Below are 24,588 nucleotides of genomic sequence, written 5' to 3'. Positions count from 1 at the left end.
AACTCAATCAATCCCACCCATAATATTACACTACCCTTCACACGACACCCTAAATTCGCACTAAGAAACTTCCCCAAACTCATAGCTTTATTTGTCGATTTTCACAGAATGTTAACTATATTGGAGAAATAAACCTGTAGTTATTAATATTTTCACTGGCAACAAAATATAGCAGGAATTATGAAAGAAAGTGTAGAAATAAAGGGTATAGTCCTTTTGTAACTGAGTAAAAAACACTAAAAAAACTGAAAAATCGCTAATATTTTAGTTTTTCTGACTAAATTTACCTACAAAATGAAATCTATTTGTAACATTAAGAAAGACATCAAGTGTTATAATAAGCATTGTTGTATTTAATAAAAGAAAGTAATTAGGTGGTATAAAATGATAGAAATGACTAAAGTCTATAAAAAATATCCTAATGGTATTGTTGCAGCTAACGGGATTGACGTAAATATTAAGCAGGGCGAATTTGTATACGTAGTTGGACCCAGTGGTGCAGGAAAATCGACATTTATTAAAATGATGTATCGAGAAGAACGCCCAACGTCAGGTACGATCATAGTCAATGGTATGAATTTAGCAACCTTAAAAAATAAAAATGTTCCTTACTTAAGAAGACAGATTGGCGTTGTCTTTCAAGATTTCAAACTACTTCCTCGACTGAACGTTTATGAAAACGTTGCCTTTGCTTTAGAAGTAATAGAGGAATCCCCTAAGGTGATCCGGAAAAAAGTAATGGATGTATTGGAGCTAGTGGGACTAAAAAATAAAGCTAGAATGTTCCCGACAGAACTATCAGGCGGGGAACAACAACGTGTTTCTATAGCGCGCTCCATTGTGAATACTCCTAAACTAGTAATTGCAGATGAGCCGACCGGAAATTTAGACCCCGAAACTTCATGGGAAATTATGAACACATTTGAAGAAATTAATTCCCGAGGAACTACAATTGTTATGGCAACTCATAATAGAGAAATTGTAAATACAATTCGACACCGTGTTATTGTAGTTGAGGGTGGCTTAATCACTCGAGACGAGTACGGAGGAGATTACGGATATGAAGGCTAGAACAGCAGGACGACACTTCAGAGATAGCTTAAAAAGTATCAGCAGAAATGGTTGGATGACATTTGCATCCGTCAGTGCTGTTACCGTTACATTATTACTGGTAGGCGTATTCGTCATGATTATGATGAATTTAAATAAAGTAGCAGACGACCTAGAAAGAGACGTAGAAGTAAAAATTTACGTCGAATTGACAGCAAGTGAAGAAGAAATCACCAAGCTAGAAGAAGACATTAAAAATCTTCCAGGTGTTGCAGAGCTAGTATATGCGACTAAGGGAGAAGAACTAAAGAAACTTGTTATGGATTTTGGATCAGATTTAGAGTTATATGAACAAGAAAACCCATTACATAATGTTTTTTATGCAAAAGCGGTAGATCCTCAAGAGACTGAAGCGATTGCGAAGGAAATCGATAAGTTAGATAACACATTTGAGGTGAGCTACGGAGAAGGTAAAATAGAAAGATTATTCTCTGTACTTAATATGGGTAGAAACGTGGGCGTAGTGTTGATCCTTGCTCTATTATTTACAGCTATGTTCTTAATTTCGAATACTATTCGAATCACGATTGTTGCTAGACGACGAGATATAGAGATTATGAAACTAGTTGGAGCTACAAACTGGTTTATCCGTATCCCCTTCATATTAGAAGGTATGTGGCTTGGTATTTTAGGAGCGATTGTACCAATCACGTTAGTTACGGTGCTTTACTATAATCTTTATAATGCATTACAGCCTAAATTAGAGCTAGGAAATTTATTTAATTTACTAGAGTTTTCCCCATTCATTTATCAGTTAAACGCATTAATTCTATTAATGGGAGTTTTAATCGGTATTTGGGGTAGTTTCATGTCAGTTAGAAAATTTTTACGAGTATAAGAAGGTATCTTGAAAGGAGCAATAAGATTTGAGAAAACAATCCAAATGGATGTTGCGTATTGTTGCAATCGCTGCATCCGGAGCGCTACTATTTAACACGCCAAGCGCTCTTGCCAATTCATTGGACGACCTTAAAAAAGAAAAACAGAACATCCAAGAAAAGAAAAGCACTATTCAATCGAATATTAAAGAAACTGAAACAAAAATTGATACTAACGAGTCTAAAATTGATCAAATTATGGCTCAAATTCAAGAGTTGGATAATAAAATTATGGCAACTGAAAAAAGTATTTCAGCGGTTTTAAATGAGATTGAAAAAACTACAAGCGAAATCGAAGCATTAAAAGCCTCTATCGCTGAGTTAGAACAGAAAATTGCAGCTCGCGATGAATTGCTAAAAGAAAGAATAAGAGCTGTTCAAGTTAGTGGTGGATCAGTCAATTATTTAGACGTATTACTTGGAGCTAATAGCTTCGTAGATTTTATTGACCGCTTTTCAGCAGTTAATACATTGATGGAAGCTGACCGTAAAATTCTAAAAGAGCAGGCAGAAGATAAAAAAGAACTTGAAGAGCAAACGGCAAGCCTAGAGAAGAAACGTCAAGAGCAAGAAGCAAGTAAAGAGCAGCTTGTTTCCTTAAAAGCTAATTTAGATGGTCAAAAATCATCTAAGAGCACATTAGTAGATCAACTAGAAGTTGAACAAGCTAAGCTTCTGGAAGATAAAGAACAGATGGAAACAGAATATGAAGAAGTTTTAAACTTAGATAAAGCGATTCAAGATAAAATTGTTGCAGAGCAAAAGCGTCAAGCAGAAATAGCTAGAAAAGCAGCAGAAGAGAAAAAGAAGAAAGCGGCTGCAGAACGTAAACGTCAGCAGGCTGCTAGCGGATCTTCAACGGCGATTCCTGCCGTTTCAGCTGGTAACTGGACAAAACCTGCATCCGGAAGCTTTACTTCTGGTTATGGATACAGAATGCATCCAATCTACGGTAAAGGAAAAATGCATTATGGTATAGATATTGCCAACAGCACTGGAACACCAGTATTATCGGCTGCTGATGGAGTCGTATCGTATGCATCACCTTTAAGCACATACGGTAATGTAATTATGGTGACACATTCTATTGATGGTCAAACTTTCACTTCATTATATGCTCATTTAAGCAGTATAGGTGTAGGAGTTGGACAAGTTGTCTCTAAAGGTCAACGTATCGGAGCAATCGGAACTACAGGTAATTCTACTGGACCACATCTTCACTTTGAAATCCATTTAGGATATTGGGAAGGTATGGCTGGTAACTCAGTGAATCCATTGAGATACATTTCTCTATAAAATAAAAGTAACATGGGGCATTCAATTATTATATAATTGGATGCCTTTTTTTTTAGAATAAGAGATTTGATGGAAGTCTTTTTTTGTACACAAATTGTATAAAACTTAAGCTAGTGAATAGTATCTACTTAGATTTATGCATATAATTAAAATAATAATATTTTATAAGTAAAGTGGAGGTTAAGTGTGAAAAAAATAATTGGATTACTAATTATAGGTTCCTTAATAGCTATTGCTACTATATCATTTGTAAAAAATAATATTGATGAAAAGGAAGATCCTTTTGAAGGGGAGCAAATGGGAACAGATATGGCTGAAAACCCAGTAAACCAAGGGACTGGTAAAGGTGATGCAGCCCCAGATTTTACTTTGACAACACTAGACGGAAAAGAGGTCTCGTTGTCAGACTATAAAGGAAAAAAAGTAGTATTAAATTTTTGGACATCATGGTGTCCTCCTTGTAAAGCAGAGATGCCACATATGCAAAACTACTATGAAGATATGTCTGAAGAAGCTAATGTGGAAATTTTAGCAGTCAACCTTACGAACAAGGATAATGGAGTAGATGAGGTGTCTTCGTTTGTAGAAGACTACGGTCTAACCTTTCCAATACCTATGGATGAGGAAGGGCAAATAGGAAACGCCTATAAGGTGATCCCTATTCCAACTACTTATATGATTGATACGAATGGCATCATTCAAAATATGATAGTTGGTCCAATGAATGAGGAAATGCTGATAGATTATGTCGATAAACTAAAATAAGAATCTGATTTTTGGGCAAGTATTAAACTTCGTTTTCCTCACATATATTAGTGGAAAACTAGGAGGTTGAACTTGCGCAAAAATCGGATTATTTTATTTGGATTCATTTTAGTCATTGTGTTGGTATTAGGGTATTTATGGATGTCTGGAAAATCGTCAGAGCCAGAGAAAAGTAACGTTAGTAGTAGTCAAGTGATTGATGAAGCGTATCAGTTAATAAAAAAAGAGGCAGTTTTCTCAAAGAATGAAAAGCTATTAGTAGAGGGTGCAATTAGAGGCATGGCTGAAGCTTTAGAAGATCCACATTCTTCGTATTTAACGAAAGAGGAAGCGGAGACGCAAGAATCTTCTTTAGCTGAGGAACGCGTTGGTATTGGTGTAGAAATTATGAATTCTGGCGGTAAGTTTATTGTAGTGGCTCCCATTAAAGACTCTCCAGCTTACAAAGCAGGTTTGAAGCCTCAGGATGAGATCGTGCGGGTGAACAGTGAACGAGTAGATGGTAAAACTATGGCTGAATTAGTTCGATTATTAAGTGGTGACAAAGGTAGTAGTCTTAAAATGACGATATATCGTCCAAGCGAAAATCGTCATGTAGAGTTACATATGAAACGAGAGACAATCGCGTTGCATACTGTTTCCAGTGAAGTACTAGAGGTTGACGGAAAGTCTCTAGGGATAGTCACTATTTCTATTTTTGGAGAAAAAACTGCTGAAGAGTGGGAAAAGCAAACCAAAGCGCTTGTAGAACGTGGAATAAACGGACTAGTTGTGGATGTCCGAGGTAATCCAGGAGGTTATTTATTCAGCGTTTCTTCTATTATAGGAACCCTTCTACAAAACGGAAGTACGTTTGCTTACATGCAAGATGCTAAAGGTGTTTTAGAACCATTGAATACGGTAAATAAGGATAACCCTTACCTGAACAAGCTACCAGTTGTTCTATTGCAAAATGGAGGTAGTGCATCTGCAAGTGAAGTTTTGGCTGGGGCGTTAAAAGATAATAGTCGTGCTATGATCGTAGGTGAAACAAGCTTTGGTAAAGGTACTGTTCAAGAAACACATCCTTTGTCTAATGGCGGAAAGTTAAAAATTTCTACCCATAAGTGGTTAACTCCAAAGCAACAATGGATTCATCATAAGGGGATAGAGGCAGATTTGAAGGTAGAGCAGGATGAGTTATTCAACACAGATATTAAATATTATCATGGTGATTTCCACCAAGGAGATTATGGAGATGAAATTAAGTACGTACAACAAATTCTTAGTGGATTAGGCTACAATATATCACGCAAGGACGGTTATTTTGATGAAGCTACTGTTGAAGCTATAGATAAATATAGAGAGCAAAATAAACTAGAAATTAATTCGAAGCTAGATGAGACATTCTTTCAGGACTTAACGAACACAATTAATGAGTATAAGGCACGAAAAGAGAATGATCAGCAGCTTCAAATGGGTGTAAGTTATATAATTCACAGCTTAAATAAATAACTTGAGACAATAAACCTATACGGAAGTTCTCCTCGTTTGTTACAATAATAGGAAGACTATGTTGTAAGCGAGGAGGATTCGTATGGTACAAGAAATATTAATAGAATTGGCAAAAGGGATTGGACGTTTCTTCCTTCATCCAGCTGTTTATATAACACTTCTTTTTTCTGTATTAATCGGATACTTTCGGGTGAAGAGAGAGAGAAAACAATTTCGAGCGAGAATACTTTGGGGTTGGACAGAGGCCAAGCATTTTTTGCTAGATGGTTATGTATGGGCAATTATTATATCTGTAATTAGTGTAGCGGTTGGAATGGTTATACCGTCCACTTGGTTAATGGTTTATAGTGTATGGATGATTTTATTTGTTCTACTCTTTATGTATCAGGTCGGCTCTGCAATTTATGCAATTGCCCTAGCGGTAGCTACTTTTTATATCATGTTTTTCTATGATTGGTCTTATGAAATATTTTCATGGGAAATTGTTGGACAAGATATAGATGGACAAGTTATTGTTCCAATTGCTATTTTAGCAGGTTTATTGCTGATAGCAGAGGGTTTTATTATTCAAAAGCATGGAGCGACAAACGCTTCGCCTAGATTGGTTAAAACGGCAAGAGGCAGCGAGGCAATGGAATATGTAACTAAACGACTTTGGTTGTTACCGATTCTATTAGTCATACCTGGAGATGTTATACATACATATCTACCGTTCTGGCCACAGTTTACTTTAGGAGAGTCTACATTTTCTTTAGTATTGTTTCCTTTTGTAATAGGCTTTCAACAAAAAAGCAGACATTCACTGGCAGAGAATTTTTTCCCTATGTACGGAAAAAAGGTTTGGCAATTAGGGATAATCGTGACAGTTGTAGCAGCGGTAGGCTATATAGAACCACTTATCAGTCTAATAGCTTTGGCGTTGGGAGTAATAGGAAGACTAGTAATATCCTTTATTGAGTATAGAAGAGAGCGTAATGGCTCCTTTGCTGTATCTCCGCAATCGAATGGGGTAATGATTGCTGGTGTGCTTTCCGACTCTCCGGCAGAAAAGATGGGCTTAAAAATTGGAGAATGTATCGTTAAGGTAAACGGACAAAAAGTAACAGATGAGCAAGAACTGTATGAAGCCGTTCAAATCAATGCAGCCCATTGTAGATTAGAAGTATTGGATCATAATGGAGAGCTTCGATTGAGACAGCATGTTTTGTTTAGACATGACCATTACAGACTAGGATTAATCTTAGTAAGGTAGGAGAAACAATGGAAACTTTATCTATACCAACACAAGTTATACTTGCGATTGTTGCACCTGCTTTGTTAGTTGTGCTATTTACTCGAATAACCTTTAATCGATATGTCGCCTTGCTACTAACAGTTGCTCTGTTCGCAGCCTCTGTGTATGCTGGCTATACTCATCGTTGGTGGATCTATATATTAGATGCTGCATCTCTGACATTTGGATTTTGGTATGCCAGCTATATGAAAGCGCGCGACAAAAAGAGACTGGGACAAAACCATCCTCTTAAATGAAAAAGCCGATGAAATTTTACAATAAGTAAAATTTCACCGGCTTTATATTTTTTGTCATAAACAAAGGACGCTTTCTGATAAAATTAAGTTACCACACCAAATCCAACAGAAAGAAGTGTCCTTATGTTTAAAGATTATAACATGAATCAAGTGGTATTGCCTTTAGATTTAGAAGTAAAATTACAAGAAAACGATATTGCCTTCCATATTCACCATTTAGTTGAAAGCATCCCTGACGAAGCGTTTAAAGTATTTCTTCGAAATACGGGTTGCCCTGCCTATCATCCCCGCATGATGATGAAAATCATCCTTTGTGCTTACTCCCAGTCTGTTTTTTCAGGTCGAAAAATTGAAGGACTCTTATACGATAGTGTCCGGATAATGTGGCTGGCCCAGGGCTATCAACCAAGCTACCGCACAATCAATCGATTTCGTGTGCAGCCAGAGGTGAGCGAATTAATCCGTCAATGTTTCGTACAATTCCGCTGTCAGTTGGTCCAAGAAAAACTCATTGACCAAGAGGCAATCTTTATTGATGGTACAAAGATTGAAGCAAACGCTAACAAGTTCACGTTTGTCTGGAGAAAATCCGTAGAGAAATATAACAAAGGATTGATAGAAAAATCGAACCAGTTATATAACGAACTGCTTGAAAAGGAGATCATCCCTCAAATGGAACGAGAAGATGAAGAGCACCTGTCACTGGAAGAACTAACTCAAATGGTTCAAAAAGTAGAGGATATCATCACCGAATATGACCAACAAATAGAAGCGTCGTCAGACGCTTTGGAACGAAAGAGCTTGAGGAGAGAACGAAAATATCCAAAGCAGGTACGTAAAGAGTTGATTGATTATATCTACCGTAAACAGAAATATCAACGGGACTTTGAAATCTTTGGAACCCGGAACAGCTATTCAAAGACTGACCATGATGCAACCTTTATGAGGATGAAAGACGACTACATGAAAAATGGTCAATTGAAGGCTGGTTATAATGTACAAATCGCAACAGAGGGTCAATACACGCTTGCCTATAGTTTGTTTTCTAATCCAACAGACACCAAAACCTTGATCCCCTTCCTGGATGAGATTGAGAAAAATTACTTTAAGCTACCGAAGCATATCGTGGCAGATGCAGGCTATGGAAGCGAACAGAATTATGACGATATACTATCTAATCGTAAACGCGAAGCTCTGATCACCTATAACATGTACATCAAAGAGCAAAAGAAGAAACAGAAACAAAATAAGTTCAATACTGCAAATTGGAAGTACGACGAAGAGAACGATACGTACACCTGCCCGAACCAGAAACAGCTGTCCTTTAAATATCATTCCATACGCGAGGACAAGACAGGATACAAACGGGAGTTTAAGATCTATGAATGTGAGGACTGTTCAGGTTGTCCGTTCCGCTCCTCCTGTACGAAAGCAAAAGAAGGTAATAATAGAAAGTTGATGGTGAACGAAAAGTGGGAGCAACAAAAAGAATATGTGAGCGCGAAGCTTTCAGAGGAAAAGACAGGTTCTATCTATCGTCAAAGAAAAATTGATGTGGAACCAGTTTTTGGATTCTTGAAGGCTAATTTGCGTTTCTCACGATTTTCTGTACGTGGGAAACCGAAGGTTGAAAATGAAATGGGTCTTGCGTTAATGGCCGTGAACTTACGTAAGTTCACGGTAAAAACTAGATAGAAGAATAAAAAATACATAAAAATAAGGAAAAAGAGAAATTGAGTGAGCTCAATTTCTCTTTTTCCAATATTAGAAGCTAGTTTTGTCCCAGCCTCTTTTTTTAATCCATCGAATTGATGGAAAGTAATAGTGAAGTAGACTTCCTCAAACAGGGGTGGCAAGAGGAAGTCAATTGGTAAAGTGAGATACTTGGATAGGTGCAACACTTTAAGCCATAAGCGCAACACTTTTCCATTTAGCGCAACACTTTGGGTAAAGCGCGCAAAACTTGAAGTCATTCCCGCAACAATTTCGTCCATTCCCGTAACACTTTGCCCATGTGCAGTACTTCCAGTTGCTACTGCAACACTTTTATCCAAATGGACAAAGCTACAACCTACCCATAGGCTTTCATTCATCGAATCAGGTATTCAGCTCAATCTTGCTTCTTGGCTAGCGCTTCTTCATATTCCTTTCGTACGTTGTGAAGCAGTTCAGCATCAGTTAGGATGCGGTAGCCGGTATTGGCTAGAGCCTTAGCTCCCTTAATTAGTGCCTCGTCGCCAAGCTGGGATTTGGCAGCTTCACGGAACTCGATGGTGTGACCGACCAAATCATCTGGGCCAATTTTAATATGTGGATGGGCAGTAGGGACAGCATAGCTGATGTTGCCAGCGTCTGTTGATCCTTTGCCTTTTCGTTTTTCTGTATGGACAAACTCTCCGACTGCTTCAAGCTCTTCATGAAGAATTTCATCTAATTTAGAATTTAATACAAAGTCCTGAACCTCGTTTTGGAATCGCTCAATTCGTACGGAGGCTCCTGTTGCAAGTGCTGCGCCATTTGCAATAGCACGGACTTTTTCTGCTACTTCCTCTGTTTTCTTCCAGCTCTCTGCTCGGATATAGAAGCGAGCAGAAGCGTAGTCAGGAATAATGTTTGGAGCATCTCCACCGTGGGTGATGATCCCGTGGATACGTACAGTGCTTGGAAGCTGCTGACGAAGGGCATTAATGCCATTGAATAAAAGAATGACAGCGTCTAAAGCATTTATACCTTTCTCAGGAGATCCAGATGCATGTGCTGCTTTCCCATGAAAATGAAAATCTAATGGATCCACGGCCAATGTTTCACCAGTTAAAGAAGTCTTGCCGGAAGGGTGAATCATTAGTGCAACATCAACATCCTTAAGGAAACCGTGCTTGACGAAGCTTCCTTTAGCACTTCCATTAGGGCCACCTTCCTCAGCGGGCGTCCCAAGAACGACTACATTTCCTCCTGTAAGAGGGAGGGCCTCTGCCAAGGCAATTCCAGCAGCAACGCTCGTTGTTCCGATAATATTATGTCCGCATGCGTGACCTAGTCCAGGAAGGGCATCATACTCTGCAAGGTAAGCTACGGTTGGCCCTTCTTTTACTCCCTTTTTAATAGCGTAGAAGGATGTTTCATGGCCTGCAACGGAAGTAGTTACCTCGAAACCGGCGTCACGTAGTAGCTTTACATGTTTTGCACTAGCGAAGAACTCCTGGTTGCCGATTTCAGGGTTATTATGGATTTCCTGACTGACCTGCACGTATAATTCTTTGTTTTCCTCAATTGACTTTAGCAATAATTCCTTTGGTTCTTTTACAATACTCATCTGTATTCCTCCTATTTTTTATTTGATTAGATCTTCAAATGTTTGATCTAGTTGTTCCTGCGTTAAAATTACTAAAGCGGATCCGCCTTTTGTATCCTCGGTGATAACTTTCTGGATATCTTCTTCTTGATATAATTCGACAATACGTGTGTATGTTTCGTTATTTTTATCTTCTCCACGGGCTACTATTGTGTTGACATAAGGATAGATGGATTCATCCTTTCCTTCTTCTTTATATATAGGGTCCTCACCAGGTGAGAATCCTGCTTGACCTGCAACGCCATTGTTGATGATAGAAGCAGTAACGTCCGGCAGCACTCGTGGTGTTTGTTGGGCAACCATTGGAATAATATCTAAGTTCAATGGGTTTTCTACAATGCCGCTTGGATCTCCAAAAAGCCCGAAGCTGTCTGAAAGGGTGATTAAATCAGCAGACTCTAACAAACGAAGTGCACGAGCCTGGTTAGATGGATCATCTGGAATAGCAATTTTATCGCCTTTTTTGATTTCACTGATGTCTTTAATTTTTTCTGAATAAACGCCAAGAGGAGCAAACATGGTTGAACCAATTGGAACAAGGTCATTTCCGCTTTCTTTTACATATTGAGAAAGGAAGGAAATATGCTGGAAGGCATTTAAATCGATATCTCCCTGTGCTAAGGCATTATTGGGTAAAGTGTAGTCTGCAAACTCGATTAACTCAATTTCAATTCCTTCTTTAGCTGCTTTCTCTTTTAAAACTGGCCATTGGGCACCATCAGAGCCATTCACACCAATTTTCACCTTAACTGTATCCTTGTCTGAAGCAGCTGAAGAGTCGTTACAAGCTGCTAAGACTATTGCTGCCAAAAGAGCAATGACTAATAAACTAATTTTTTTCATATCTATTCTCCTTATCGTCTGATGAATTTTTTAGATAATGCATTTCCTAACCACTGGGCAAGCTGAACTAAAACGATGAGTATTATAACGGTTACGAGCATAACACTTCCGTCGAAACGCTGATATCCATAGGTCATTGCTATATGACCGAGTCCGCCTCCACCGACTGTTCCTGCCACAGCAGAAAAGTCTATTAAGCTAACAGTTATAAAGGTTAAACCGAGAATAAGAGGTCCTAATGCTTCTGGTATTAAAACTGTGAATATAATCCGTAATGGACTAGCACCCATTGCTTGAGCCGCTTCAATTACTCCGGGATCTATACTCACTAAGTTATTTTCAACTACTCGAGCAATAGAGAAGCTGGCGACGATTGTCATTGGAAAAATGGCGGCCGCAGTACCAATCGTAGATCCCATTACTAATCTAGTGAGCTGCGAGATGGCTACTAAAAAGATGATAAAGGGAATTGGTCGAATAATATTAATCAAGATGTTCAACACCTGAAATACAATTTTATTTTCTAAAATGTTTCTTTCTCGTGTTACAAATAATAGAAGACCAATCGTTATTCCTAAAATAGAACCAAAGATAAGAGTGGCAATCACCATAATAATGGTTTCTCCTGTTGCTTCTACAATCCTCGGCCAGAAAGTACTCCAATCAACCTTCATGCTTTGCCACCTCCTGAATGTCAACGATTGTCTCTAGCTCATTAATGGCACTTTGAATTGCCACGGTGTCGCCTTCAAAAGACACGATTAAATCTCCAAAAAGCCTTTCCTGTAACTCTCGTATAGAACCATAAACAATATTGAAATGAATGCGATGCTTCTGAGTTACTTGAGATAAAATGGCTTTATTTGTTACGTCGCCCTTGAAGATTACTCGATAAAAGCCGTTGCCTCCTCGAGAACGCCAATCCTCTAAGATTTGAGGAGAAGGTAAATCCTGTTGCACAGATCGTATAAAGCGCTGAGAGGTAAGATGCTGTGGATCAGTAAATACATCGAATACGTCTCCTGATTCAATAACCTCTCCATTTTCCATGACAGCTACTCGATCGCAAATGGACTGAATGACGTGCATTTCATGTGTGATTAACAAAATGGTAATTCCAAATTCCTTATTCACCTTTTTAAGTAAGCGAAGGATTTCTGCAGTAGTTTCTGGATCCAATGCAGAAGTTGCTTCGTCACAAATGAGAATATCAGGTGAGGTAGCAAGTGCCCGAGCAATACCAACACGTTGTTTTTGACCACCAGACAACTGGCTTGGATAATCTTTCTCTTTATCAGAGAGCCCGACAAAGCTAAGAAGTTCGTTCACCCTTTTTGTAATTTCATTTTTACTCAAGCCTGCTAGCTTTAGAGGGTAAGCAATATTTCCGCCAACTGTGCGAGAGTGGAACAAGTTAAAGTTTTGAAAAATCATTCCAATATTTCTTCGTCTTGCTCGTAACTGTTTGGAAGTCAATGATTTGACATCGATATTCTGAATAAATACAGAGCCTGCAGAAGGACGTTCCAGCATATTAACTAGTCGAAGCAGCGTACTCTTTCCTGCACCACTAAATCCTATAATGCCAAATATCTCACCTTCTTTTATTTTTAGAGAAACATCTTTTACTGCATGCACCTCCCGCTTGCCAAGACGAAAGGTCTTGGAAACATTTTTAAACTCGATCATTCAAATTACCTCCTCATACATCATTGGTTCGTTACAGACAAAGGATAGTCATCTACCTTTCTATCACGAGAAAAAGAGAGCTTCCTTGTTCTTATCTAAAAACGATAAGAAAAAGAAAGCTCTCCAAAATTTACGAAAAAGCCAACTTTTCTCATCTTTCAAGCAGTGCGCTTGCAGGAGTTGGCACAGTATTCAAAGATTTGAACCTGTTGCCGAAACGTCATAGGGCCTGATCCCTCGGTTTCTCTAGATAAGAAAGTGATGTGCTATTTAATTGTTGTAAGAATTGTTTTAAACTTTAAACAATAAAAACATAACCGTCAAGAGGTTTTTAAAAATAGGGTAATTTGAACCACTTAATTGATTAATTGAATATAAATTTTTGAAGGGCTCAAAAAAATAATAAATAACATAGTTTTATATTCATGGATGAGCTATAAGGCTATGTTAAAGAGTAGGGGTGATTTATGATGCATACAAAAGAAATCTATAAATCAGAGAGTTGAATTGATTTCCGCGCCAACCGGACGCTTTCCGTGGGGTGAGCGATAAGCCATCACCCATCGCTTGCGCGCGTGGTTGTGATGTCTTATCTGTCTCACTCATCCCACTGGAGTCGCCGTCTGGCGCTCCAATCAATAAATAGGAACATCCTTGATACATCGATATATTGATTATAAATTTACTTGCATAAACAAAGCAAAAAAACTGTTGCCAACCCCAATTTCATAATTTATTTGATAGTCATTTGAATATGTTTACAGTCACTATAAATAAGAATTGTTAGTCCAAATAAGCCAATAACTTTAACATAGCTTTAATAAATAAAATTTTTAAAGAAGTTAAACCTTTATATAAAGAGGCTATAAACTGCTAAAAAACCAACTGTTCCAAGGACGACAACCATCACATTTTGAAATAAAAAGGCGAGAGTAAAAGCAATGATAGCGCCTATAAAACCAAATAATATATCGCCTTCTTGTATGTATAAAACTGCTGGAAATATTAATGCTCCTAAAACAGCAAAAGGTATATTACGTAATATACCTGAAAGAACAGGTGGCAGTTCCTTGCCTTCCAAAAATGTTAAAGGAAATGCCCGAGGAATGTAAGTAACAACTGCCATGCCAAAGAGCATCCACCAATACCAACTACCCAATTTATAACACTCCTTTTGGCAAGCTTTTTTGTTTTCTTGCATAGATGATTTCAACTAGAATAGAAGAAGCAAGCGTTGCGACTAATATAGACCATCCAGTAGAAAGTAAGCTAGTCCAGTAAAAAAAAGCATTAATCACAGCAGAAATGAGGGCTAGCATCACTACTTTTCGGTTACCCTTCATAGACGGGACTAGTAATCCTATGAACATGGCATATAAAGCTATAGCCATCGCTGCTTTTAAAAAAGCAGGGAGGTTTGCACCAATCGCATGACCAATTGCAGTGAAGACAACCCAGCTACTATAGGCAATAATCACGACACCAAATGCAAACGGGGTGGAAATTTTCTCGCCTTTTTTAGTAGCAAGAACCGAAAAGGCTTCGTCCGTTATCCCAAATGCATAAATGCCTTTAATCCATCGTTTCTCGCTTTGCATCTTTTCATTGAGTGATGCCGTCATAAGAAAGTGACGGATATTCACTACAAAAGTATTTAATACAATTAATATAGGGTCTACCCCTTTTGTAATAAGCGTTAAGGACATATATTGGGCTGCTCCAGCGTAAACAAATATGCTCATGGCGGTTGCCTCCAGAAGAGACAATCCTGAGGTTTTTGCTAATAGGCCAAAGGTGAGAGCCACGGGAAAATAACCAATAGCGATACTTAGTCCATCCCGCATCCCGCTCGCGAAAGATCTATTCACAAAATATTCACATCCTTTTTACATAATGAAAAAATTATACTATAAGAGTATAGTTTTATGTATACAATAAAAGGGGAAAGTATAAATATACATAGGCGGAGGAGAGAGACATGCCAGATTGGTTATCGTTTGAGACACTTACTGATTTAACAAAAGAATATCGGACACTTGGCCCGATTATCGGCATTCTTCTGCCCTTTCTGGAAGCCTTTCTGCCATTTTTACCATTAGTGGTTTTTATCGTTGCTAACGTAGCTGCTTATGGTTTATTGTTTGGATTTTTATTATCATGGGTTGGTTCCTTTGTTGGAGCTTATACCGTCTTTTTAGTTATTCGTAAATATGGACGGGCCAGAGTTTTAGGTTTTATAACTAGGCATGAAAGAATACAAAAATTAATATTATGGGTAGAGAGGAATGGTTTTGGACCACTATTCCTATTGATCTGTTTCCCTTTTACTCCATCTGCTCTGGTTAATATCGTAGCAGGGTTATCAAATATAAAAAAACATACGTATTTATGGACTGTAGCCTCAGGAAAGCTCATTATGATTTTTGTCGTTAGCTTTATCGGCTCAGATCTTAAAGCACTTGTGACACAACCGGTTCGAACTGCAATTGTTATCCTAATCATTGCTATCTTATGGTTTATAGGAAAGCATGTGGAAAAAAGAATTGAAAAGAGAGTAGAAGAAGACATAAGTGGAGTCAATATAAAAAGAAAGAGAAAAAGAGGAGAGACATTTGAGTAAATTTAAGCAGGAGACAATGGAATGGGTCATTGCCATAACTATCGCTATAGCTATTGTAGTCGTAGTTCGAATGTTTCTTGTAACAAATTATGAAGTTAGTGGTAAGTCGATGATGCCAACCCTTGCGGATAAGGATAGGGTTTTAATTAGTAAAATCTCACCGATCAACCGTATGGACGTCATCATTTTTAACAATGGTGAGGAAGACTTTGTAAAGCGTGTTATTGGGTTGCCGGGAGATACAATCCGGTATGAAAATGATGAGCTATTTGTGAACGAAAAACAGGTAAAGGAGCCATTTCTAGAAAGTAATCTTGCTTATAAAAATCCAGATGAACATTTTACGGAAGACTTTAATTTACTTGAACTAACTGGCAGTAAAACGGTACCGAAAGGCAAACTTTTTGTACTAGGAGATAATCGAATTGCTAGTCTAGACAGTCGGTATTTTCATTTTATAGATAAAGATGAAGTTATTGGAGAGGTTAAATTCAAATACCTTCCATTGGCAGATGCTACCTTCAATTTTACGTCCGAATAATTTCCCTCACTTGACTATGTTTTGTACAATAGAGAGTAGGAGATTATTCGTTTTTTTTTATGGAAAGGAGCTTGTTTAGCTTGTCATTACGAATTATTAGTGGTCGGTCTGGATCCGGTAAGACAAAGTTTATGCAACAAGAAATTGTTCAATCAGTAAATGCGGCTCCATTCGGAGATCCGATTTTTTATATAGTACCTGACCAAATGTCATTTTCCAGTGAATACGACATGGCCGCTGATTCTGGGGTAACTGGAATTATTCGCGCCCAAGTGAGTACATTTAAACGGCTTGCCTGGCGTGTTCTTCAAGAAACAGGTGGGATAGCTAAAGAAGAGATTAGCGGCTTTGGCTATCGTATGCTTATTCGTAGCTTATTAGAGGACAACAAGGACGAATTTACTTTGTTTAAGCGTGCATCTACTAAGCGGGGGTTCACCGACCAAATAGAGGTGCTATTGAAGGAATTTAGTCGTTATTGCGTGGACTCCTCTTCGATGAGCAATGCCTTTAGCAGCTTAAAGGCTGTCGATGCCCCTCAAACATTATTAGATAAATCCTCGGATATTATGATGATGCTTGATTTAATCGAACAAAGGCTAGGGACAAGCTATGTAGACGGAGAAGGGTATTTAACACTACTCGCAAATAATATTAAGGACTCCTATCTTTTGGAAACCTCAGAAATTTATATTGATGGTTTCACCTCCTTTACCGCTCGAGAGCTAGAAATTATCCAAGCATTGATGAAAAAGGTAAAAAGACTATCTATCGCACTGCCAATGGAGAGTCTTTCAGATGCCTTTGATGAGCAATCTCTTTTCTTCCAGCCTGCTAATACAGCTGCTAGATTAATTGAAATGGCTCAGACTGAAAACGTTCAGGTAGAGGAAACGAAGCATTTTACAGATCAAAGACGGTTCGTAGCAGAAGAGCTTGCTCATATTGAAGCTAATTTCGACCAAATCCCAACTCCTCAAATTATGTCTAATGGAGCACTAAGGCTAACGGAGGCGATGAATAGACGCGCCGAGATTCATGCAGTTGCTAGACAAATTAGAGATTTAGCTCAATTTAAAAATGTCCGCTATAACGAAATGGCAATATTACACCGAGATACTGAAAGTTATGAAGGGCTAATAGAGACAACTTTTCCCCAATATGAAATCCCATTTTTTATAAGTAAAAAGAAATCTATGCTTCATCATCCTCTGATCGAGCTCAGCAGAACGGTTTTAGAAATTATTCAATCGGATTGGAAATATGAGCCAATGTTCCGAGCGATTAAAACGGATCTATTCTTCCCGATTGATGCACCTAAAACGATGTGGAGAGAACGAGCGGATCGTTTAGAGAATTTCGTGCTGTCCTTTGGTATATACGGGGATAGATGGTTCGATAGTCGAAGATGGGTGTACAAAAAGTATAGAGGCCTAGAATTCTATTCAAAGGTACAAACGGATGAAGAGCTTAGTATTCAGGCTGATATTCACGCGGCGAGAGATATTCTTATCCAGCCGATAAAGAATTTGGCAGATGCCCTGGAGGAATGTAATACAGGAAAAGAAATTGCTATTGCGCTCTATACCTTTATGGAATCCTTACAGGTGTACGAAAAACTGCAAAAACTTAAAGAAGTGGAGGAGGAAAGCGGACAGCTGTTGCTGGCTACAGAGCATGACCAAGCGTGGAATGAATGGGTCGATGTGCTAGATCAATTTGTTCTAATGTTCGGAGAGAAGGAAATGTCTCTCGAAGAGACTATGAAAATACTTGACGAGGGCTATGACCAGCTAGAGTTTTCTCGCATTCCTCCATCGATTGATCAGGTGATTGTTGGAAACGTGGATACTGCGCGTCTGACGAATATAAAAGCGGTTTTTGTAGTTGGAGTGAACGATGGTGTGTTTCCAAAAAGAATCGATCACGAGGGTTTGCTGTCGGATACGGAGCGTGAGTGGTTCGCCCAAGTAGGCTTTGAGCTCGCACCGACTTCTCGAATGAGATTGCTCGATGAAAATTACTTGACTTATAAAGCCTTTGCTACGCCTTCTCACTATTTGTATGTTTCCTATGCTATTGCCGATAGTGAAGGGAAGGCTCAGTTGCCTTCTATGTATATTAGTAAGCTCCAACAGCTTGTAGGAGGGGTACCACTAGAGATAGCGGTAATCGATCCTTCTGATGTAAAGGATCCTAGCTTTAGTATGACGTTAATCAGCCACCCGAGAACTACTCTTGCTTACCTGTCGATGCAGTTACGACAGGCTTTACAGTCTGGAGAGTTATCAGATGAATGGCAGGCTGTGTATCAGTATTATATGGAGGATCCTTATTGGTCTACGCTTATTAAGCGAATTATTCGTCCAATGCTGCGTGGAAACAAAACAGACCTTCTATCCTCGGATATAACGGCTGCTTTATACGGGGAAACGATTAATTCCAGTGTTTCAAGAGTTGAAAAGTATTATAGCTGTCCGTTTGCCCACTTTGCTGGTTATGGGTTAAAGCTAGAGGAGCGTTCTGAATATCGCTTAGAGGCACCGGCTATGGGAGATCTTTTTCATGCTGCAATGAAATGGATTTCAGATGAAACCTCTCGCTTAGATTTAACGTGGGGACAGTTGACTAGAGCCCAATGCATGCAGTTTGCCAAGCAGGCAGTGGATCATATCGTACCAATTTTTGTGCATCAGCTATTGTTGAGTACAAATCGTTATCGTTATATTCAAAGAAAATTAGAGCAAATCGTCGGAAACACGTTAGTGGCATTAAGCAGACATTCCAAAGTATCTGGCTTCGTACCAATTGCGATCGAGGCAGGCTTTGGTCCAGGCGAACAATTGCCACCTCTAGAGATACCATTAAAACATAGACGTAAGATGCAATTGCGTGGAAGAATTGACCGAGTGGACGCAGCGAATGTAAATGGCAATATGTTCATGCGCATCATTGATTATAAGTCCTCCAAAAAAGGTCTTGATCTCAATGAAGTGTATCACGGTATTTCCTTACAGCTGTTAACGTACTTAGACGTCGCTGTAGAAAATGCTAAAATATGGCTCCAGGAAGAAGCAGAGCCTGCTGGTGTACTTTACGTTCATATGCATAATCCGTTTATTCAAAGCGAGAAGGAATTAGAGGATGAGGAGCTACAGGATTCAATATATAAATCCTATAAAATGAATGGACTGTTGTTATCTGACCCAGAAGTGATTACAGAGATGGACGAGCAAATAGATGGGTTTTCGAAGGTTATTCCTGTCCGGATGAACAAGGACGGCAGCCTTTCTAAATCCTCGTCTAAAGTTGTAGAACCAAATCAAATGAAACTTCTTCAAACCTTTGTCCGTAAAAAACATGAACAGGCTGGGAACGGCATGAACGCAGGAGATACGAGAGTATATCCATATGTCATGAAGGATAAGATGCCTTGCCAATTTTGCTCATATAGGAGCGTTTGTCAATTCGACCCGCAGGATCCGGAGCAAAAGGTCCGAGTGTTAAAAGTAGATAAACCAGATGTTATAGCGGACAAGATACAAAAGGAGATGAGTACAAATGAAGATTCCTAAGATGCCTGATGATTTAACTTGGACACCAGCGCAGTGGAAGGCCATCTGGGCAACTGGTTCAGATGTGCTCGTAGCTGCCGCTGCAGGTTCTGGTAAAACAGCTGTGCTCATCGATCGACTTATACAAAAGGTGATTGCAAAGGAAAATCCAATAAACGTAGATGAATTGCTAGTCGTTACATTCACAAATGCTTCGGCAGCAGAAATGCGTCATCGAATGAGAGAGGCGTTGGAAAAAGCGATTGCCTTGGACCCTAATTCCAATCATTTGAGAAAGCAGCTGACGTTGTTAAACAAAGCACAGATTTCCACCTTGCACTCCTTTTGTTTAAACATTGTGCGCCAGTATTCCTATATGCTGACAATCGATCCGGGCTTTCGAATAGCAGATGACACAGAGGCAGCTCTTCTGCGCGATGATGTGCTAGCAGACATCCTAGAAGAAGCATACCAGACAGAAAATCCAGACGCTATGTATCTATTATCCGACAGCTTCACCTCAGATCGAGATGATCAATCGATTGAAGTGATGATCGATAAGTTATATACGTATGCTCGTGTGCATCCAGAGCCAAAGAAATGGCTACTGGCTATCCCGGAAGCTTATGAGCTAGACAGTAACATGACGATAGATGAACTGCCATTCATCGACCCATTAAAGCTCTCCATTATTTATCAGCTGGAGGAAGCGATGGCGCTGGCAGAGGATATTCGAAAGCTCGCGAATCTTCCTGACGGTCCTGCTCCACTTGGAGAGACGGCTATAAATGATCAACAACTTATACAGGAAGCTATACGCTTACTGAAGATGGGGAGCTGGCAGGACACATATTATTACTTCCAAGGATTAAAGTGGGGAAAAGCTGCCTCCATTCGAAAGGATTCCTGTGATGAAGAACTGAAAAAGAAGGCTACGAGTAAGAGGAATAAGGCTAAAAAGGTAGTCAACGATCTCAAGGACAAATATTTTACGCGAACACCTGAACGACTTTTAGAAGAGATGAGATTGATGGCTCCTCACTTAAAAACATTAGTAAATCTTGCTATTTCTTATGGAGAAAGATACACTGCAGCAAAAAATGATAGAGGGCTAGTAGACTTTTCTGACCTCGAGCATTATGCCTTAGAGATACTCACTGATCATGATGAGGACGGAAATTTAGTCCCTTCCGCAATCGCAAAGGAATATCAGGAGCGATTTAAAGAAGTGCTCGTGGATGAATACCAGGATACTAATAATCTCCAAGAAACTATTCTTCAATTAGTTAAAAGCGGTGATGAATTAACTGGGAACATGTTCATGGTTGGAGATGTAAAGCAATCTATTTACAGATTCAGACTTGCTGAGCCTATGCTTTTTCTTGGAAAGTATCGCGTATTTAATGAAGAGCCATTAGAATCTGGAGTGAAAATTGATTTAAATGCAAACTTCAGAAGTCGTCAAGAAGTGCTCCACGGAACGAACTATATTTTCCAACAAATTATGGGTGAAAATGTTGGAGAAATAGATTATGATGATGCTGCTTCCCTAAAGCCTCAAGCTCCATATGATGACAAAGACGCAGCGGTAGAGCTTGCGTTGTTATATGAAGTGGAGGATGGTAGTGCCGAGGTAGATGCAGATGAGGAAGATTTTTCATCTGTTGATGCCGAGGAGGAATTAAAAAAATCCCAAGCAGAGGCACGTTATATCATTTCAAAAATAAAAGAAATGATTACGAGCGGACATACAGTCTATGATCCATGGAAAAAGAAAGAACGCCCTGTTCAATATAGCGATATGGTCATTCTTATGCGGTCCATGACCTGGTCGCAGGAAGTCAATGAACAGTTTAAAGAGGCAGGAATTCCTTTATATGCAGAGCTTTCCAAAGGTTACTTTGAAGCGATAGAAGTTCTAATCATGCTACATACCCTACGTACAATTGATAATCCTTACCAGGATATTTCACTAGCTTCTGTTCTTCGAGCACCTTTCGTTGGCTTAACTGAATCAGAGCTTGCGCTTATTCGATTAGCTGCACCGAAGGAGTCATTTTATGAAGCGTTGAAGCTATTTGTCTCTAGTGGAGGAGCTGGCTTATCCTCTGAAACGGCAGAGAAGCTCCAAAGATTCCTGCTACAATTTGAAGATTGGAGAGATCTTAGTAGAAGAGGCTCTTTGGCAGACTTAATATGGCAAATCTATTTGGACACCCATTACTATGAAATAGTAGGCTCTATGCCTAACGGAAAACAGCGCCAAGCGAACCTACGTGTGTTACATGACCGAGCAGTTGCTTATGAAAAGACATCCTTCCGTGGATTGTTCCGTTTCTTACGTTTTATAGATCGGATGAGAAAGCGCGGAGACGATTTAGGCGCAGCTAGATCTATTAGTGAAAAAGAAAATGTTGTTCGCTTAATGACTATCCATTCCTCCAAAGGTCTAGAATTTCCTATCGTGTTCCTCGCAGGGATGGGAAGACCATTTAACCAAATGGACTTTAACGAGTCCTATTTATTTGATCAAAACTTTGGACTTGCCGTAAAGGCAATAGACCCTATCAAACGTATTTCTTTCACATCGCTTCCATTCCTAGCGGTAAAAGAAAAGAAACAAATGGAACTAAAAGCAGAGGAAATGCGAGTTCTCTATGTGGCGATGACTCGTGCCAAGGAGCACTTATTCCTAGTAGCTACTATAAAGGATTTAGCGAAAACCCTAGACAAATGGGAGGATTCTCAAACGCTTATGAGTGATGAAATGATCCCAGATTATAAAAGGGCAAAAGCGAAAGGATATTTGGATTGGATAGGTCCTGCTCTTGCTCGACACCGGGATTATAGTCAGCTATCTCAAATAAACGAGGCAAACATAGTGGAGGGTCCCTCCAAGTGGAATATAGTTGCTAAGCATATAGATGAGCTTAAAGTTCACCAGGAAGAAGAGAAAAAAGAGGAAACTTCACTTCAGGAACTATTGCAGTTGGAAAATCCAGCGTTATTAGAAGATATTAAGAAAATCTTTGATACGCACTACGAATTTGAAGCTTCCACTCATAAACGTTCTAAGCAGTCAGTGAGCGAGATGAAGCGACTACAATTATTGTCCGAGCGCCATGATGAAGAGTTCTTTGGTCCTACTACTACTCCTTTAAAAAGTAAAGTGGCTAAGCGTCCTTTCTTTTTACAGGAAGGAACGAAATTGACAGGAGCCGAAGCAGGTACGGCTGTCCATGCGTTTATGCAACATGTAGATTTATCTGAACGAAAGACCGCAGAACAAGTACTGGCATTTGCAGGGAGGTTAAAAGAACGAGAAATCATTACTAATGCTGAAAAAGAAGCGATTAATCCAGAAAAGATGGTCCCTTTCTTTCATTCCGAAATGGCCGAACGTTTAAGAATTGCTAAAAATGTTATGAGAGAATTTCCCTTTACCTATGCTTTAGTTGACCAAGATGGCGATAAGCAGATTGTCCAAGGGGTTGTAGACTGTTTATTCCAAGAGGAAGATGGACGGTGGGTGCTGCTAGATTATAAAACAGATAAAGTAAAGCATTTACAAAGCAACGAGGATCTTTTACTAAAAGAGATGAAAAACAGATACGCTATACAGCTTTCATTATATGAAAAGGCTATCGAAGACATCTTGAAGGTCGATATAAAAGAGAGAGTATTATATCTATTTGATATAAATAACACAGTAATTATTTAGGGGGAAGCTTGGTGATTTTACCTACGCAAGAAAAAGAAAGAATCATTTCTATCGATGTAATGAGAGGCTTTGCTTTACTAGGAATTTTCGTAGTGAATATGCTATTTTTTCATGGTCCGTATATTTATGTGAATCCATATGACTGGTATCAAACTCCAGCTGATCAAGAAACCTATAAGTGGATTGATATTTTCGTACAAGGCAGTGTCTATCCGCTGTTTGCAATGCTATTTGGATACGGATTAGCAATGCAATTTATGAAGTCGGAGGCAAAGGGCACGTCCTTTTCTCGCCTCGCAGTAAGAAGGCTATTGATACTACTAGGAATTGGGTGTATTCATGCATTTCTGATCTGGTCTGGTGACATTTTGATTACCTATGCATTAGCCGGATTGTGTTTAATCGTATTGATGAAATTAAAGCCACTTTGGTTAATAATAATCGCAGCTGTTTTGTATTTAATACCGAATGGCTTGTTAACTGGGTTGGTCTACTTCATGACAAAAATAGCCCCTGACCAGTCCGTTCTTTATACCGCAATTCAAAAGGTAGAGGAATCGGCCGTAGCCTATTCACAAGGATCGTGGTTCGATGTATTTGGACAAAGATTAGCCGATTGGCTTTACATGCAAGGATACGGTTTAAATGTTGTGCTTATTCTTTGTACAATATTACCGCTTTTAATGCTTGGATCGGCGGCTGCAAAGCTAAGACTAATCGAGCGAGCGAGTGAGCTGAAACTATTTTGGACCATTACAGTAATTGTTGCGATGACAGCAGGAACAGCTATTAAGTGGTTACCGTTTAGTCAAGGTGATGATTTATTTACAATGACTGCACAGGACACTTTTGGTGGGCCACTTCAAGCTATTGCTTACGGTGGCTTTCTAGCATTGATTTGTACAATTCCTATAGTAGGAAAATTATTATCGCCTATTGCTAAAGCAGGAAGAATGTCTATGACCATTTATTTAATGCAATCTATTCTTGCAACTACCATTTTCTACGGTTACGGATTTGGTTTATACGGTAAGGTCGACATAGCCACAGGTACATGGATGGCAATAGGAATATATGTTATTCAAATCATTTTTGCAGAAATATGGTTTACTAAGTTTAAACAAGGTCCTGTCGAATTATTGTGGAGAAAACTGACTTATTCGAAAATATGATCGAAAAAGATGAAATTAAACAA

19 protein-coding genes and 1 riboswitch are annotated in these 24,588 nt (G+C 39.0%); of the genes, 13 read left to right on the top strand and 6 right to left on the bottom strand.

All coding sequences use genetic code 11. The features are described 5' to 3' along the window. Positions 1-384: 384 nt before the first annotated feature. The 8 genes from ftsE (at position 385) to MKY09_RS14150 (ending at position 8,768) form a co-directional block, all read left to right on the top strand. Positions 385-1,071 (top strand): cell division ATP-binding protein FtsE, encoded by a 687-nt coding sequence (gene ftsE / locus MKY09_RS14185; RefSeq protein ID WP_169361051.1) that lies wholly within the window; start codon positions 385-387, stop codon positions 1,069-1,071. Further along, a complete protein-coding gene (gene ftsX / locus MKY09_RS14180) occupies positions 1,061-1,948 on the top strand; it encodes a permease-like cell division protein FtsX (RefSeq protein ID WP_169361050.1) in 888 nt (295 codons plus the stop codon). The genes ftsE and ftsX overlap by 11 nt, the downstream gene beginning before the upstream one ends. 28 nt (positions 1,949-1,976) lie before the next feature. Further along, positions 1,977-3,284, top strand: coding sequence for a M23 family metallopeptidase (locus MKY09_RS14175; RefSeq protein ID WP_169361049.1), 1,308 nt, complete (start codon positions 1,977-1,979; stop codon positions 3,282-3,284). Positions 3,285-3,470: 186 nt separating this feature from the next. Then, complete coding sequence (locus MKY09_RS14170; RefSeq protein WP_169361048.1) at positions 3,471-4,049, top strand: redoxin domain-containing protein; 579 nt, start codon at positions 3,471-3,473, stop codon at positions 4,047-4,049. Positions 4,050-4,121: 72 nt separating this feature from the next. Then, positions 4,122-5,543: a S41 family peptidase gene (locus MKY09_RS14165; protein ID WP_169361047.1), complete on the top strand. Its 1,422-nt coding sequence runs from the start codon at positions 4,122-4,124 to the stop codon at positions 5,541-5,543. 82 nt (positions 5,544-5,625) lie between these two features. Then, a complete protein-coding gene (locus MKY09_RS14160) occupies positions 5,626-6,795 on the top strand; it encodes a PDZ domain-containing protein (protein WP_342566929.1) in 1,170 nt (389 codons plus the stop codon). 8 nt (positions 6,796-6,803) lie between these two features. Next, a complete protein-coding gene (locus tag MKY09_RS14155) occupies positions 6,804-7,073 on the top strand; it encodes a CsbA family protein (RefSeq protein ID WP_342566928.1) in 270 nt (89 codons plus the stop codon). 123 nt (positions 7,074-7,196) lie between these two features. After that, positions 7,197-8,768 (top strand): IS1182 family transposase, encoded by a 1,572-nt coding sequence (locus MKY09_RS14150; RefSeq protein WP_342566927.1) that lies wholly within the window; start codon positions 7,197-7,199, stop codon positions 8,766-8,768. 415 nt (positions 8,769-9,183) lie between these two features. Here the strand turns inward: MKY09_RS14150 and MKY09_RS14145 are convergent, their stop codons facing one another. The 6 genes from MKY09_RS14145 to MKY09_RS14120 all read right to left on the bottom strand — a co-directional run bounded on the left by MKY09_RS14145 (position 9,184) and on the right by MKY09_RS14120 (position 14,801). Continuing rightward, positions 9,184-10,386: a M20 family metallopeptidase gene (locus tag MKY09_RS14145; RefSeq protein WP_251552806.1), complete on the bottom strand. Its 1,203-nt coding sequence runs from the start codon at positions 10,384-10,386 to the stop codon at positions 9,184-9,186. Between the two features lie 18 nt (positions 10,387-10,404). Further along, entirely contained in the window at positions 10,405-11,268 is an 864-nt protein-coding gene (locus tag MKY09_RS14140; protein WP_169361042.1) for a MetQ/NlpA family ABC transporter substrate-binding protein, read from the bottom strand. Between the two features lie 11 nt (positions 11,269-11,279). Beyond that, positions 11,280-11,942, bottom strand: coding sequence for a methionine ABC transporter permease (locus tag MKY09_RS14135; RefSeq protein WP_342566926.1), 663 nt, complete (start codon positions 11,940-11,942; stop codon positions 11,280-11,282). Then, positions 11,932-12,957 (bottom strand): ATP-binding cassette domain-containing protein, encoded by a 1,026-nt coding sequence (locus MKY09_RS14130; RefSeq protein WP_169361040.1) that lies wholly within the window; start codon positions 12,955-12,957, stop codon positions 11,932-11,934. The genes MKY09_RS14135 and MKY09_RS14130 overlap by 11 nt, the downstream gene beginning before the upstream one ends. A gap of 148 nt (positions 12,958-13,105) precedes the next feature. Continuing rightward, positions 13,106-13,214, bottom strand: a riboswitch (SAM riboswitch). 593 nt (positions 13,215-13,807) lie between these two features. Next, complete coding sequence (locus MKY09_RS14125; protein ID WP_342566925.1) at positions 13,808-14,116, bottom strand: AzlD domain-containing protein; 309 nt, start codon at positions 14,114-14,116, stop codon at positions 13,808-13,810. Between the two features lies 1 nt (position 14,117). Next, positions 14,118-14,801, bottom strand: coding sequence for an AzlC family ABC transporter permease (locus MKY09_RS14120; RefSeq protein WP_342568253.1), 684 nt, complete (start codon positions 14,799-14,801; stop codon positions 14,118-14,120). A gap of 134 nt (positions 14,802-14,935) precedes the next feature. Here MKY09_RS14120 and MKY09_RS14115 point away from each other — a divergent pair, with 134 nt between their 5' ends. The 5 genes from MKY09_RS14115 to MKY09_RS14095 all read left to right on the top strand — a co-directional run bounded on the left by MKY09_RS14115 (position 14,936) and on the right by MKY09_RS14095 (position 24,565). Further along, on the top strand, positions 14,936-15,577 hold the full coding sequence (locus tag MKY09_RS14115; RefSeq protein WP_169361038.1) for a TVP38/TMEM64 family protein: 642 nt from the start codon (positions 14,936-14,938) through the stop codon (positions 15,575-15,577). Beyond that, positions 15,570-16,118 (top strand): signal peptidase I, encoded by a 549-nt coding sequence (gene lepB, locus MKY09_RS14110; RefSeq protein ID WP_342566924.1) that lies wholly within the window; start codon positions 15,570-15,572, stop codon positions 16,116-16,118. Before MKY09_RS14115 ends, lepB begins: the two co-directional genes overlap by 8 nt. An 80-nt stretch (positions 16,119-16,198) precedes the next feature. Then, entirely contained in the window at positions 16,199-19,693 is a 3,495-nt protein-coding gene (addB, locus tag MKY09_RS14105; protein ID WP_342566923.1) for a helicase-exonuclease AddAB subunit AddB, read from the top strand. Beyond that, positions 19,680-23,393, top strand: coding sequence for a helicase-exonuclease AddAB subunit AddA (gene addA / locus MKY09_RS14100; RefSeq protein WP_342566922.1), 3,714 nt, complete (start codon positions 19,680-19,682; stop codon positions 23,391-23,393). Before addB ends, addA begins: the two co-directional genes overlap by 14 nt. An 11-nt stretch (positions 23,394-23,404) precedes the next feature. Beyond that, complete coding sequence (locus tag MKY09_RS14095) at positions 23,405-24,565, top strand: DUF418 domain-containing protein (RefSeq protein WP_342566921.1); 1,161 nt, start codon at positions 23,405-23,407, stop codon at positions 24,563-24,565. The last annotated feature ends 23 nt before the right edge of the window (positions 24,566-24,588 follow it).

Source organism: Psychrobacillus sp. FSL K6-4046 (genome assembly GCF_038624605.1).
Classification (GTDB): Bacteria; Bacillota; Bacilli; order Bacillales_A; family Planococcaceae; genus Psychrobacillus.
This window is presented reverse-complemented; position numbering and strand designations above follow the sequence as displayed.

Bases quoted from the DNA above. Each gene is read 5' to 3' on its own strand.
- ftsE (WP_169361051.1), top strand. From the start codon at position 385: ATGATAGAAATGACTAAAGTCTATAAAAAATATCCTAATGGTATTGTT.
- ftsX (WP_169361050.1), top strand. From the start codon at position 1,061: ATGAAGGCTAGAACAGCAGGACGACACTTCAGAGATAGCTTAAAAAGT.
- MKY09_RS14160 (WP_342566929.1), top strand. From the start codon at position 5,626: ATGGTACAAGAAATATTAATAGAATTGGCAAAAGGGATTGGACGTTTC.
- MKY09_RS14155 (WP_342566928.1), top strand. From the start codon at position 6,804: ATGGAAACTTTATCTATACCAACACAAGTTATACTTGCGATTGTTGCA.
- MKY09_RS14150 (WP_342566927.1), top strand. From the start codon at position 7,197: ATGTTTAAAGATTATAACATGAATCAAGTGGTATTGCCTTTAGATTTA.
- MKY09_RS14145 (WP_251552806.1), bottom strand. From the start codon at position 10,386: ATGAGTATTGTAAAAGAACCAAAGGAATTATTGCTAAAGTCAATTGAG.
- MKY09_RS14140 (WP_169361042.1), bottom strand. From the start codon at position 11,268: ATGAAAAAAATTAGTTTATTAGTCATTGCTCTTTTGGCAGCAATAGTC.
- MKY09_RS14135 (WP_342566926.1), bottom strand. From the start codon at position 11,942: ATGAAGGTTGATTGGAGTACTTTCTGGCCGAGGATTGTAGAAGCAACA.
- MKY09_RS14130 (WP_169361040.1), bottom strand. From the start codon at position 12,957: ATGATCGAGTTTAAAAATGTTTCCAAGACCTTTCGTCTTGGCAAGCGG.
- MKY09_RS14120 (WP_342568253.1), bottom strand. From the start codon at position 14,801: ATGCGGGATGGACTAAGTATCGCTATTGGTTATTTTCCCGTGGCTCTC.
- MKY09_RS14115 (WP_169361038.1), top strand. From the start codon at position 14,936: ATGCCAGATTGGTTATCGTTTGAGACACTTACTGATTTAACAAAAGAA.
- addA (WP_342566922.1), top strand. From the start codon at position 19,680: ATGAAGATTCCTAAGATGCCTGATGATTTAACTTGGACACCAGCGCAG.